This is a genomic window from Phyllobacterium sp. MT110 (assembly GCF_058792715.1).
This window is the reverse complement of sequence record NZ_JBXAFE010000001.1, coordinates 1929305-1942708: the sequence shown is the minus strand read 5'-3', so window position 1 is coordinate 1942708 and position 13404 is coordinate 1929305. Positions and strand designations below refer to the sequence as shown.

Genomic DNA, 13404 nt, shown 5'->3' with positions numbered 1-13404 from the left:
TCAGGGTCTCACAGCTTTTCGAGTTCGGTATCGGCCGGTTTTGCGCTCGCCAATGCTGCCGCCAGAGGGGCCGCAAGCGGAGGAATCATCGACACGCTTTTCTTGTCGGTGCCGTCGGTTTTCAACGCGTCGCGGTTGAAGGGAAGCGTGCGCAGGCGCTTGCCGGTGGCCGCGAAGATGGCATTGGCAAGGGCGGGCGCTGCCGAAACCGTTGCGGTCTCGCCGATACCGCCCGGGGATTCGCTGCTCTTGACGTGGTGGATTTCGATCTTCGGCGCTTCATTGTTGCGCAGGATGCGGTAGTCGTGGAAATTGCTCTGGTCGACGCGGCCATCGGTGAAGGTGATGCCGCTGTAGAGCGCGGCGGAAAGACCGAAGATCAGCCCGCCTTCGATCTGGGCTTCCACCGTGTTGGGGTTGATGGTGATGCCGCAATCGACGGCCACAACGGCGCGGTGCAGCGTGATTTCGCCCGCCGGAGAAACCGAGATTTCCAGCACCGCGGCCATGTAGCTGCCAAAGGCATCGTGCAGGGAGATGCCCCGGCCCATGCCGGCGGCAAGCGGCGTTCCCCAGCCGGATTTCTCGGCGACAAGTTCAAGAACGCCCGCCGCACGCGGCTGGTTCCTGGTCAGGGCGCGGCGGTATTCCACCGGGTCCTTGCCCGCCGCATGGGCGAGTTCATCCATGAAGCTTTCAACCACGAAGACATTGTGCGTGGGGCCGACCCCGCGCCACCAGGTGATGGGAACGGGTGGGTCCTCGCGCACCCAGTCGACCTGGATGACCGGCAGGTCGTAGGGCGGCTTGGCCGCGCCTTCGACCGCGTCATCGTCAAGCTTGTCCTCGGGCCAGCCGCCCGGGATGTAGTTTCCGAGCACCGAACCGCCGGCCACATGGTCGACCCAGACGGTCGGCAATCCGTCGGCACCCAGCCCGGCGGCTATGCGGTCGTAATAGGCAGGGCGGTAGAGGTCGTGCTGGATATCCTCTTCCCGGGTCCAGATGATTTTGACGGGATAGCTCACCTGCCTGGCGATGGCGACAGCCTGCGCCACGGATTCCGCCACGAGACGCCGGCCAAAGCCGCCGCCGATGAGCTGATTGTGCAGGATGACTTTCTCCAGGGGAAAGCCGGTTACTTTCGCAGCGAGCCCTTGTGCGATAGCCGGGACCTGCGTGCCGACCCAGATTTCGCACTCGTCGGGCCGCACATGCACGACACAGTTGATCGGCTCCATCGGGGCATGGGCAAGGAATGGCAGTTCGTAGGTCGCCTCGACCTTCGTGGCGGCGGCTTTCATCCTGCCGTCCACATCGCCTTCCTGGCGCGCCATGATCGGCTTCTTGCGCTCGGATGCGGCTTTCAGCGCCGCCATGATGTTGGCACTGGCAAGGTTGGCATTCGCCCCTTCGACCCAGGTGATGTCGAGGGCTTCCAGGCCCTTTTTCGCCGCCCAGAAATGATCGCCGATCACGGCGACGGCGTTGTCCAGCCGGACGACATCGCGCACGCCGGGAATGGCGCGCGCGGCCTTGTCGTCGACATCGCCGAGCTTGCCGCCGAGGACAGGGCAGGCGGCGACGGTTGCCACCTTCATGTCAGGCACGCGGATATCGATCCCGTATTTCACGGCGCCGTTGACCTTGCCCGGCGTGTCCAGCCTGCGGCTCGACTTGCCGATCAGCTGGAAATCCTTCTGGTCCTTCAGTTTTACCTCGGCCGGCACCGGCTGCCTGGCTGCCGCGTCGGCAAGCGCGCCATAGGCAAGCTGGCGTCCGGTTGGCTGGTGGGTCACCACGCCAAGCCTGGCCACGCATTCGCTCACGGGCACTGACCATTCCGCGGCGGCTGCGGCAACCAGCATCATCCGTGCGGTTGCGCCGGCCTTGCGCAGGGGTTCCCACGTGGCACGCATGGAGGTGGAGCCGCCGGTCGCCTGCCCGCCCAAGGCTGCCGTCGCGTAGAGCTTGTCGTTCGGCGGCGCATCGACGGCCTTCACCTGATCGAGGCTGACTTCCAGTTCCTCGGCAATCAGCGTCGCTTCGCCGGTATGGGTGCCCTGGCCCATTTCGATATTGGGAAGGACGAGGGTGATCAGCCCGTCCGTGCCGATGCGGATGAAGGCATCGGGCGCAAAGGCGGCGGTGACATCGCCGTCAACCGGCTGTGCGGTGCTCGCCGCAAGCACCGGTTTGATGCCTGCGCCGAACAATGCAAATCCCAGCAGCAGTCCGCCGCCCTGCAGGAAGGCGCGGCGCGAGGTGGCTGTTTTCGGGGAGGGGGAGGAGGATGGCTTGCTCATGCTGGCTATCTCCATTTCCTCAGGCCTTCGCGGCCTGTTTTATCGCCGCTCGTATCCGGGTATAGGTGCCGCACCGGCAGATATTGCCGGACATGGCCGCATCGATATCCCGGTCGCTGGGGTCAGGATTGCGATCGAGCAGGGCCGAGGCAGACATGATCTGCCCGGACTGGCAGTAGCCGCACTGGATGACCTCCAGATCAAGCCAGGCGTCCTGAATCTTCTTGCCGGCGGGCGTGGCGCCGATGGCCTCGATCGTCGTGACCTTGCGGGCGCCGACGGAGGCGACAGGCAGGACGCAGGAGCGCACGGGCCGCCCGTCCAGCTGCACGGTGCAGGCGCCGCACTGGGCAATGCCGCAGCCGAACTTGGTGCCGGTCAGGCCGATCACGTCACGCAGCACCCAGAGCAGAGGCATATCCTCCGGCACGTCCACATTGCGCTCTTCGCCGTTTATATTCAGGGCTATCATTCGGCCGCTCCTCGGTTATCCGCATCCCGTGGGACAGGTGTCAAAGTCAACGCAGCATAGGCGATTGTTGGCACAGAAAAGCGGTGCTTACCAGAGGTAGTAACGGGAAGGTGATCGCACCGGCCGCAGGTGCGATGTCACGGGGTGGAAGGGTGCGCCGGCAAAACAGCAAGCAAAGGCGATACGCTCGCTCGCGTATCGCCGGAGATTGATCTGCGATGTTTATCGGATGATCAGATTGCAAGGATAACCGCAGTCACCATCAGTGCGCCGAACAAAATGACCGAGCACGTCATCCAATTGGATAAATCGCCATTTTCCTTAACGTGTCGCATCGCCTGCCTCCTGTTGAGCGTAGCCGGATAATCCGGCGCGTTCTCAAGGATCACGAACACCCGCCGCTGACTCTGATGGCCAACGATCGTTTTTGCTCGGAGTGATTCATGTCCTGCTGCCGGAGCGTGCGGAACGGGTGTTCAGCCATCCGGATAACAGCAAGCCGACAATAGCACTTTTGGATGTGCCGCTCAATTTGTTGTCCGCCACAGAATCATCACATTTGATATCGGAGCCGTGAAATTGCGTTAACTTTTCGTTAAACGACCACTCTTGGAAAGACCATTCGGACAAGGGCACCGCGCCCCGCATGGAAACTGGCCGGTGCGTCGTGCATTTCCAGTTGCCCGCCGTGATCCTCGACAATCTTCTTGACGATGGCCAGGCCAAGTCCCGTTCCCTTTTCGCGGGTGGTCACGTAGGGCTCCAGCAGCTGGTGACGGTTCTCAGCCGGCAGGCCCTTGCCGTTGTCCAGCACCTCGGCAACGATGGAAGGACCGGCTGCCATGGCCCGCACCAATATATGGCCTTCGCTGATGACGCCCGACTGCAGCACCGCATCGATGGATTCCGACGCGTTCTTGATGATGTTGCCGAATGCCTGCCCCAAAAGGCGGCTGTCGAAATTGCCGATCAGCGGTTCGTCGGCGAATTCGTGGGCAAACTTGATCTGGCTGTTGCTGATTTCGACAAGGAACGATGCATCGCGCAGCACATCGCGGATGTCGGTCGCCGCCAGTTGCGGCTTGGGCATGCGGGCGAATTCGGAAAACTCGTCCACCATGCGGCCGATATCCCCGACCTGCCGGATGATGGTCTCGGTGCACTGGTCGAAAACCTCGCGGTCCTCGGTGATCACCTTGCCATAGCGGCGGCGCAGCCGTTCGGCGGAAAGCTGAATGGGCGTCAGCGGATTCTTGATCTCATGGGCAATGCGCCGGGCCACGTCAGCCCAGGCGGAGGAGCGGTGCGCGGCCACCAGATCGGTGATGTCGTCGACGGTCACCACGTAGGACGTGTTGTGCGTGTCCGCATCTTCCCGGGTGATCTGGACGTTGAAGGAGCGGGCGACGCCGTTGCGGGTCATGGCGATCTGCTTGCGGCTCGAGGAGCGGCCGCTGTCACGCGCCGTGGTGAACACTTCGCCGAATTCCGGCAGGAGTTCCGTCAGGTTGCTGCCGATGGTGGAGACGTGATCACCCAGCAGCATGGTTTCCGCCGGCCGGTTGATGACAGCAATGTCACCTTCCGTGTTGACGCTGATCACCCCGGCGGTCACCCCCGAAAGCACGGCTTCGGTAAAACGCCGGCGCTCGTCGATCTGCTCCTTGGCGGAAATCAGGTCGGTGTGCTGGGTCTTCAGCTGCTGCACCATATTGTTGAAGGTGAGGGAGAGCGAGCCGATGTCGCCATCGGAGCCGCGCACGGGAACCGAGACGTCGAAATCGCCGGTTGCCACTTCTTCCGCCGCGCCGATCAGCAGGCGGATCGGCTGGACCACGCGGTTGGCTACCGCGATGCCCGTCCAGACGGCGGTGAGCAGCAGCAGGAGCGTCAGTTCGATGTAAAGCAGCGCATAGGCGATCTGCGTGTTCTTGCGGTTGCTGGCCAGCGACTGGTACTCGCTGTTGTTGTCGGTCATGATCCGCATGTTGTTGAGGGCCGAGGGATCGATCGTGCGCACGGTGTAGAGATAGAGATCGGGCAGGGCCTGCGTCTTGATCACCGCACCGACGAGATTGGTGGCGCCCGGCGGGATCAGCACCGGCCGGTCGCCGGCGGCGCCGCGCAGGGCCGACAGGGGCACCGGCGGCAAGGTATGGTCGTTGATGAGGCTGGCGCTGACGACGGGCGTGCCGCTCGAATCGACCAGGGATGCGCCCAAAAGGTTGTTGCGGCCGGCATCATAGGTCAGCCAGTCGGAAAAGGCGCCGCGATCCAGGCTGAAAAGCATGCGCCGCTGGTCGAGCTCGATGACCATGGACAGGGTCGTGGTCAAAAGGTTCTGCGCATTGTCCTCGGTATAGGACTGCGCGGCCTTGATGGACATGTCGATGATCTTGTTGTTGTCGACGTTGATCCATGAGTTCAGCCGGTTGTCGAGGATGATCAGGGAAAAACAGGCCACGATGATCGACGGAATCGATGCGATGAGTGCAAAGATGAAGGCGATGTTGGTGTGCAGGTCATTGTGCTTTTCCTTGTTCTTGAACAGGAAGAGTTTGCGCACTGTCGCATAGGACAGATAGACCAGCAGCAGGATCGAAACGGTGTTGGCCGCGATGATGAGCTGGGTTATCTCTTTCGTCGGCGAGATGCTGGTGATGCCCATCATGACGATGAACGAGGCAATCGTCGTGGCCAAAGCCAGCAGCGTCATATACAGCGCGCCCTTGGGCAGAACCTGTTGCTTGATCTCGGTTTCGCTGGAGGACATGCATCAGCCTCGTTGGGTCAGTCCGTCGGATAACGAAGACCGCAGTATTCCCCTGTGGATTATCGGGCGGGGTGCCGCTTGTAAAGCAAGCTTGCATTCAGGCACCGGTTTGAGGCAACAGGAAGCCGGTGCGTTGCTGATCTGCCACGCGGCCCGGCTGGAGTATCGATATGACGATCCGCAGGATTCTGAAATTCCCCCATCCCGATCTGCGGGCGAGGGCAGACATTGTCACCCTATTCGATGACGGTTTGCAGCACCTCGTTGCCGATCTTCTCGACACGATGCGCGACGCGCCGGGCATCGGTATAACCGCGCCGCATATCGGTGTTCTCAAACGTGTCGTTGTCATCGAGCTTGCAGATGGTCAGGGCGTGCGGTCCTACATCAATCCGGTGATCGAATGGTCATCGGATGTGCTGGTCAGGAACATGGAGGGCAGCGTGTCCATGCCCGGCATGAATGACGAGGTTGAACGTCCGGCGGCAATCCGCATCCGCTATCAGGATATATCCGGCACGGCGCAGACGCAGGAAGCGGACGGGCTGCTTGCGGTTTGCCTGCAGCACGAGATCGATCAGCTCGACGGCATTTTCTGGCTGTACCGGCTGTCGAGGCTCAAGCGCGACCGGTTGATCAAGCGCTTCGAGAAGCAGCAGCGCATCCAGATCGCTTAGCCTACTGCTTTCCCGGCCTATCACTGGGTTGAACAGGTGAATGATAATTAACCTTAGATTGCAGTATTTAACTTGACGCTCCGGCTCTCCCGTCGCCAAAGTAGACATACTGCGGTGGGTGACTGCAGAGGAGCGAAGATTGCGTAATGCCATCGAGTAAGTCGCGAAACTCACCGTTCGACACCCAGAATGAGCGTGGTGGCGACCGCTTGCTCCAGATTGAAGCCGTCTATGACAAGGTCCCGGTCGGGCTTTGCTATCTCAATCGCGACGGCATCTTTGTCACGGTCAACGATCAGCTTTCCCGGATGCTTGATGTCAGCAGCGATCATGCGGTTGGCCGGTCGGTGGAGGATGTGGTGCCCGACCACGCCGCCTTGCTGCGCGCCAGCCTGGTCGCTGCCCTGAAGGAAAAGCCCATTCCCGATCACACGATGCAGCGGGGGGCTGAAACACTGATGATTTCCGCCGCTCCGGTGACCAATGATCTTGGGGAAGTGGCGGGAATTTCGGTGGCCTACACCAATATCACCACCATGACCAAGATTTCCGAGCGATTGGCCGAAATCGAGCAGCGCACGACCTATGCGCTCGAGAGTGCCGGGCAATGGATATGGGATATGAATATTGCGACGAACCGGGTCTGGCGTTCGCCGCAATACCGGACCCTGCTCGGGCTGGACCCGGCCAGCCCGGCGGCGGAGAACGTGGCCTGGGACATCGTGCATCCCGATGACAAGGCCCGCACGATCCAGGCATTCGAAGATGTTGTCAGCGGCCGGAAACCGCATTTCGAAGCGGTCTACCGGGTGCCGCGCGGCAATGGCGGTGAAGCGTGGATACTCAGCCGCGGCAAGATCGTCGAATATGGTCCCGACGGATCGCCGCTGCGGCTGCTGGCAACCAGCGTCGACATCAGCAGCCAGAAACAGATTGAAGAAGAGCTGTCCTCAACCGTGCGGTTGCGGATGGAGCTGGAGCAGAAGCTGCTCGAAGCCAACCGGAAACTGAAAAAGCTGTCGGAAAGCGATCATCTGACCAGCCTGCCGAACCGGCGCAAATTCAGCCGCCTGCTCAAGCGGGAATATGAGCGGGCGAGTGATCACGGGCAGCCGCTGGCCTTGCTGATGATCGATATCGACTACTTCAAGGCCTATAACGATGTGTATGGCCATCTGGCCGGGGACCGGTGCCTCGTGCAGGTGGGCCGTGTCCTCAGCAAGGTGATCGGGAAGGGCACCGGTGTTGTCGCGCGTTTCGGCGGGGAAGAGTTTGCGGCGCTGCTGCCGGGCGCCAGCATCGATGAGGCGGCGGACATTGCCACGACCTTGCTGGAGGCCGTCGCCGGCCTGCATCTGGATCAAGAGGATGTTCCGGCTGGCCGGACATCGGTCAGTATCGGCATCAGCGCGCTGGCACAGTTGCCCGCCGCCACGCAGGACGGCGCGGATGCATTGGTGAACCTGGCAGACCGGGCTCTCTACGAAGCAAAGCGCGCCGGACGCGGCAGGGTGCGTGTCTGGGGCAGTTTTTCCACGGACTAGGCCGGTTCTATCGGCCCGGTGTGCGGATGGTTTTGCGCCAGACCATCGATGCGTGCAGGCTGACGGAGCGGTTGTCCAATCCGGACTCGTCGGCGTCATTGGTCAGCCACTCCACGCTGGTTCTGACGATGTCCTCGACCGGCTGGGCAAATGTTGTCAGCGCGTAGGACGACCAGTCGGCCTGGGGAATGTCGTCGAAACCGGTGATGCAAAGCTCGTCCGGAATGCGCAGGCCGAAATCGTGGCGTGCGCTGTCCATCAGCCCGAACGCCATGAGATCGTTGACGCAGAACACCGCATCGGGCCGGGTCGGCTGGGTGAACAGCATCCGGGCAATGTGCTGCCCGCTCTCATAGACCGTGTTGCCATGGCGGATCACCGTCACCTCCAGCCCGAATTCGGCGGCGGCGGCAATGAAACCATGTTCGCGCGCCATCAGGCTTGGCGTGCCGACGGCCGAATTGGCAAAGGCCAGACGGCGGCAGCCGGCACGCAGGAAGGCATTGACGGCCGCCCGCGCGGCGCGGCTGTCATCGAGATTGATGCGGAACGGCCCTTCGATCTCGTCATCCCGGTTGATCAGGACAATGCGCTGCCCGCTGTCGAGGCAGAGTTTGGTGATCGCCTTGTCGGGGAGGCCGGAGAGCAGGATCGACGCGTCCGCCCGGTAATTGAGCGTCTGCCGCAGGGCGGCATCGACGCTGCCGTCCGAACGGTCGGTGTTGATGATCATGCACACCTTGCCGGCCTTCTGCAGCGCATGGGACAGTTCCCGCACCAGCCGGGCGCGATAGGGCGTGTCCATTTCCGAAGCAACGAGACAGACGATGCCGCTTTCGCTGCGCATCAGGCCGCGGGCAAGCTGGTTGACGTGATAGCCGAGAGCGTCCGCCGCTTCGATGACGCGCCGGCGCGTCTCGTCGGACACGCTGGCGCCGGGGGTGAATGTGCGTGAAACCGCCGAGCGCGACACACCGGCTCTTTTTGCAACGTCTTCGGCGCTGATGAATGACTTGTTCAACGAGATTTCCACCCGGGCAACATTCGGTTTTCCATAGATTGCACACGATTGCTCTTGTCCGCAAGGCAAGCATATTCAAATTTAATCGGACAAAATCAATAAGCCGGCTTGACATGAACTGTTCGCATGTGAAACTTTTGCACACGCTTGCAAAACAAGCAGCGGCATGGAGGTGCCGTTTTTTCAGGGAGGAGAAATTCATGCGTTCAGTCTTTGCCATTGCTGCTGCTTTTGCCGCCGGTATCCAGATGATGCCGATGGAGGCGCGTGCGGCGGACAATCTCAATCTGATCTGCTCGGCCGATGTCGTCATCTGCGAGCTGATGAAGGGCATGTTTGAGAAGGATACGGGCATTCAGGTCAACATGGTGCGCCTGTCGTCGGGCGAAACCTATGCAAAAATCCGCGCTGAGGCGCGCAACCCCAAGACCGATATCTGGTGGGCGGGCACGGGCGATCCGCATCTGCAGGCGGCATCCGAGGGCCTGACACAGGAATACAAATCGCCGCTGCTCGACCAATTGCAGGATTGGGCCAGGAAGCAGGCGGAAAGTTCCGGCTACAAGACCGTCGGCGTCTATGCCGGGGCGCTGGGATGGGGCTACAATACCGATATCGTCAAGAAAAAGGGCATGAAGGAAGCCAAGTGCTGGGCCGATCTGCTCGATCCGTCCTTCAAGGGCGAGATCCAGATGGCCAACCCGAACTCGTCGGGAACAGCCTATACGGCGCTCGCATCGCTGGTGCAGATCATGGGCGAGGACAAGGCCTATGACTATCTGAAGAAGCTCAATGCCAATGTCTCGCAATATACGAAATCCGGTTCCGCTCCGGTGAAGGCCGCGGCGCGCGGTGAAACGGCGCTCGGTATCGTCTTCATGCATGACTCGGTGGCCCAGACCGTCGAAGGCTTCCCGGTGAAAACCGTCGCGCCATGCGAAGGCACGGGCTACGAGATCGGCTCCATGTCGATCGTCAAGGGCGCGCGCAATCTCGATGCGGCGAAGAAATGGTATGACTGGGCGCTGTCTGCCGAGGTGCAGTCGCACATGAAGGAAGCGAAATCCTTCCAGCTGCCATCGAACAAGGCGGCGGTCGTTCCGCCGGAAGCGCCGAAGTTCGAAGACATCAAGCTCATCGATTATGACTTCAAGACCTATGGCGATCCGGCCAAGCGCAAGGAACTGCTTGACCGCTGGGACAAGGAAATCGGCGCAAGCGCCAATTGATCTGAGTTTCGCAGTTTCGCGTGCCCGCTATTTCCATGCGGGCACGCCAGCCATTTCCATCATTGAAGACAGTATTGGGTAGCACAATGGAACGTAGCGACCGGAGATTGAACATTGCTCTCGGCATAGGCCTTGCCGGGTTTGCCCTTGTGCCGTGGTACAGGATCGAAAGCGGATTCTACGGCCTTGGCTGGCTGGGCAAATTCCCGTCCGGTGCGGCGGAAGCGCCCGGCCTTGTGCAGATCGCCAGCCATGGCCGCTGGTCGCTGGCCATCATCGCCCTGTTGTTCGCGCTGGGACTGGCTGCACGGGCGTTCAAGGTGTCGCCGCTGCGGGCCAACCTGCTCATCGGGGCAGGGGCTGCCGGCATTGTCTTTCTGGTTCTGCAGGGGCTTGCCATCGGTTTCACCGGCTGGAGCTGGGCGATCAGCGAAAGCCTGTTCGGGCCGCTCGCCGACGGGCAGCCGTCCATGGGGGCGGGCGCCGGGCTGGTTGCGCTGTCCTTCGTCCTGATGTTTTCCTTCGGGCTGGCCGAACGCGGCGTGCTGCGCGGCGACGCCTTTGTCGTCGCGTCAATTGCGCTCCTCATCTTCCTCGTTGCCATCTTCGTGTTCTATCCCGTCGGCAGCATGCTCATCGGCTCGGTCCAGGGCGTTGACGGTTCGTTCGACCCTTCCGGGTTCGTGCGCAATATCCAGGACCCGTCGATCTGGAGTCTCGATTGCGTGGTCGGCGGCAACCGCTGCGGCATTGCCTGGCGCACGCTGTTCCTCGCCATTCTCGCCGCGTCGGGTTCCACCCTCCTTGGCCTGTGCTTTGCGCTGGTCGCCACCCGCACCCGGTTCCCGTTCAAGAAGGGCCTGCGTCTTCTGACGATCCTGCCGATCATCACGCCGCCCTTCGTCATCGGTCTGGCGCTGATCCTTTTGTTCGGCCGCGCCGGCGTGGTGACGCAGCAATTGTCCGAGCTTTTCGGCATTGAGCCCGGCCGCTGGCTCTACGGCCTGACCGGCATATGGATCGCGCAGGTCCTGTCATTCACGCCGATATCGTTCCTCGTCCTGATTGGCGTCGTCGAGGGCGTCAGCCCGTCGATGGAAGAGGCATCGCAGACTTTGCGCGCCGACCGCTGGCGCACCTTCTGGCGGGTTTCCCTGCCTTTGATGAAACCCGGTCTCGCCAACGCGTTTCTCATCGGCTTCATCGAAAGCATGGCGGATTTCGGCAACCCGCTGGTGCTCGGCGGCAGCCACGGCGTTTTGTCGACGGAAATCTTCTTCGCCGTCGTCGGTTCGCAGAACGATCCGTCGCGGGCAGCGGTGCTTGCGATCATCCTCCTGTTCTTCACATTGTCCGCATTTCTGGCCCAGCGCGTCTGGCTGGCAGGCAAAAGCTTTGCCACAGTCACCGGCAAGGGCGATTCCGGCGCGCATATCGCCCTGCCGCGCTCCCTGTCGATCGGCGTCCATGCGATCGTCATTCCGTGGATCCTGTTCACGCTCGTCATCTACGGCATGATCCTGTTCGGTGGCTTCGTGCGCACCTGGGGTCTCGACAACACCCTAACGCTGGAACATTACCAGCGGGCATTCTCCTTCAGCTTCAGCAATGGCGCCATTGCCTGGACCGGCGTTGCCTGGAACTCGTTCTGGACGACAATCAAGATCGCGCTGATTTCAGCGCCGCTGACCGCAGCCGTCGGCCTGCTCACGGCCTATCTGATCGTGCGCCAGCGCTTTGTCGGCCGCAATGTCTTCGAGTTTGCCCTGATGATGAGTTTTGCCATTCCCGGCACGGTCATCGGCATCAGCTACATCATGGCCTTCAACCTGCCGCCGCTTGAAATGACCGGGACCGCACTCATTCTCATCGCCTGTTTCGTCTTCCGCAACATGCCGGTTGGCGTGCGCGGCGGCGTGGCGGCGATGAGCCAGCTCGACAAGAGTCTCGACGAAGCCTCGCTGACGCTGCGGGCGACGAGTTTCCGCACCATCCGCAAGGTGATCCTGCCGCTGCTGCGCCCGGCCATCGTGGCCGCGCTGGTCTATTCCTTCGTGCGCGCCATCACCTCGATCAGCGCTGTCATATTCCTTGTAAGTGCCGAATATAATATGGCGACTTCCTATATTGTCGGGCTCGTCGAAAACGGCGAGTACGGCGTGGCGGTGGCCTACTCCTCGATGCTGATCGTCGTCATGATCGTCATCATCACCTGTTTCCAGCTTCTGGTGGGCGAACGAAAACTGCGCCGCGAAAACCGCGTTGCGACAGCTTTCGTTCCCTCCGCCGCTCCACAAGAAAAGGCCGCATCATGACCACCCATCGCACCGGCTCCGTCGTCTTCTCCAATGTCAAAAAGCAGTTCGGCAATTTCACGGCCATTCACGATCTCTCGCTCACGATCGAGCCCGGCACGCTGGTCACGCTGCTCGGCCCGTCCGGCTGCGGCAAGACCACGACCCTGCGCATGCTGGCGGGGTTGGAGCATCCCTCCGCCGGCCGTATCCTGATCGGCGGCAAGGATGTCACCATGCTGCCCGCCAATGAGCGCGATGTCTCGATGGTCTTCCAGTCCTATGCGCTGTTTCCGCATATGTCGGTGGCGGAAAATGTCGCCTATGGCCTTGAATCCTCGGGCATGAGGAAATCCGATGCGCGGGAAAAGGCGGAAGAAGGGCTCAAGCAGGTTGGCCTTTCCGGCTATGGCCAGCGCCTTCCGGCGGAATTGTCCGGCGGCCAGCAGCAGCGTGTTGCCGTCGCGCGGGCGCTGGTTCTGGAGCCGCAGGTGCTGCTGCTGGACGAACCTCTGTCCAATCTCGATGCACGGCTGCGCCGCCGCGTGCGCACCGAAATCCGCGAGCTGCAGCAGCGGCTGGGATTCACAGCGGTTTATGTCACGCATGATCAGGAAGAGGCGCTTGCGGTATCCGATCAGATCATCGTCATGCAGGACGGGGTCATCGCCCAGCAGGGCTCGCCGCGCGAGCTTTACGAAGCACCGGCTTCATCCTTCATCGCGGATTTCATCGGTGAGGCCAATGTGGTGCCGTGTGAAGTGCTGCGCAGCGACGGCGGCAACGCCATCATCCGTGTCGGCACGCTGGAACACGCCGTGCCGGGCCGCAACGCCCGGCCGGGACCGGCGAAGCTCGCCGTGCGGCCCAATGCGATCACGCTGGAAGCGGGCGGCAATGGCGCCTTCGCCGGTAGCATCCGGCACGCCGCCTATCTCGGCGATCACGTCGAATATGAAGTGGAAACCGCGTCCGGAACGCTCTTCGTGGTCGATCCGGCCGTAGACCGCAATCTACCTCCCGCAACCAGTGTCAGCATCGGTTTCCACCATCGCGGCATCGCCATCATCAACAACTGAAACTGCATT

Annotated in this window: 9 protein-coding genes; 5 read left to right on the top strand and 4 right to left on the bottom strand. The window is 61.6% G+C overall.

Features of this window, described 5'->3' with window-relative positions; genetic code table 11:
• Positions 1-8 precede the first annotated feature (8 nt).
• The 3 genes from AC1Q5O_RS09860 to AC1Q5O_RS09850 all read right to left on the bottom strand — a co-directional run bounded on the left by AC1Q5O_RS09860 (position 9) and on the right by AC1Q5O_RS09850 (position 5551).
• The gene (locus AC1Q5O_RS09860; RefSeq protein WP_492562655.1) at positions 9-2306 is read right to left on the bottom strand and encodes a xanthine dehydrogenase family protein molybdopterin-binding subunit; all 2298 of its coding nucleotides are present in this window, start codon (positions 2304-2306) and stop codon (positions 9-11) included.
• A 19-nt stretch (positions 2307-2325) separates the two neighbouring features.
• A complete protein-coding gene (locus AC1Q5O_RS09855; protein ID WP_223612668.1) occupies positions 2326-2778 on the bottom strand; it encodes a (2Fe-2S)-binding protein in 453 nt (150 codons plus the stop codon).
• A gap of 595 nt (positions 2779-3373) precedes the next feature.
• A complete protein-coding gene (locus AC1Q5O_RS09850) occupies positions 3374-5551 on the bottom strand; it encodes a sensor histidine kinase (RefSeq protein WP_464661272.1) in 2178 nt (725 codons plus the stop codon).
• 170 nt (positions 5552-5721) lie between these two features.
• Between AC1Q5O_RS09850 and AC1Q5O_RS09845 the strand changes: the two genes are divergently transcribed.
• Together AC1Q5O_RS09845 and AC1Q5O_RS09840 are read left to right on the top strand one after the other, a co-directional pair.
• On the top strand, positions 5722-6228 hold the full coding sequence (locus AC1Q5O_RS09845) for a peptide deformylase (protein WP_492562653.1): 507 nt from the start codon (positions 5722-5724) through the stop codon (positions 6226-6228).
• Positions 6229-6374: 146 nt separating this feature from the next.
• Positions 6375-7772 carry a sensor domain-containing diguanylate cyclase gene (locus AC1Q5O_RS09840; protein ID WP_492562651.1) on the top strand — a complete coding sequence of 466 codons (1398 nt, stop codon included), beginning with the start codon at positions 6375-6377 and terminating at the stop codon, positions 7770-7772.
• A 7-nt stretch (positions 7773-7779) separates the two neighbouring features.
• On the opposite strand, the gene AC1Q5O_RS09835 is transcribed toward AC1Q5O_RS09840, so the two are convergent.
• Entirely contained in the window at positions 7780-8793 is a 1014-nt protein-coding gene (locus AC1Q5O_RS09835) for a LacI family DNA-binding transcriptional regulator (protein ID WP_492562650.1), read from the bottom strand.
• Between the two features lie 200 nt (positions 8794-8993).
• On the opposite strand from AC1Q5O_RS09835, the gene AC1Q5O_RS09830 reads away from it, so the two are divergent.
• The 3 genes from AC1Q5O_RS09830 to AC1Q5O_RS09820 all read left to right on the top strand — a co-directional run bounded on the left by AC1Q5O_RS09830 (position 8994) and on the right by AC1Q5O_RS09820 (position 13395).
• The gene (locus tag AC1Q5O_RS09830; RefSeq protein WP_492562648.1) at positions 8994-10022 is read left to right on the top strand and encodes an ABC transporter substrate-binding protein; all 1029 of its coding nucleotides are present in this window, start codon (positions 8994-8996) and stop codon (positions 10020-10022) included.
• 86 nt (positions 10023-10108) lie between these two features.
• On the top strand, positions 10109-12337 hold the full coding sequence (locus AC1Q5O_RS09825) for an ABC transporter permease (RefSeq protein ID WP_492562646.1): 2229 nt from the start codon (positions 10109-10111) through the stop codon (positions 12335-12337).
• Positions 12334-13395, top strand: a complete 1062-nt coding sequence (locus AC1Q5O_RS09820; RefSeq protein WP_492562645.1) for an ABC transporter ATP-binding protein — start codon at positions 12334-12336, stop codon at positions 13393-13395. Before AC1Q5O_RS09825 ends, AC1Q5O_RS09820 begins: the two co-directional genes overlap by 4 nt.
• Positions 13396-13404 lie beyond the last annotated feature (9 nt).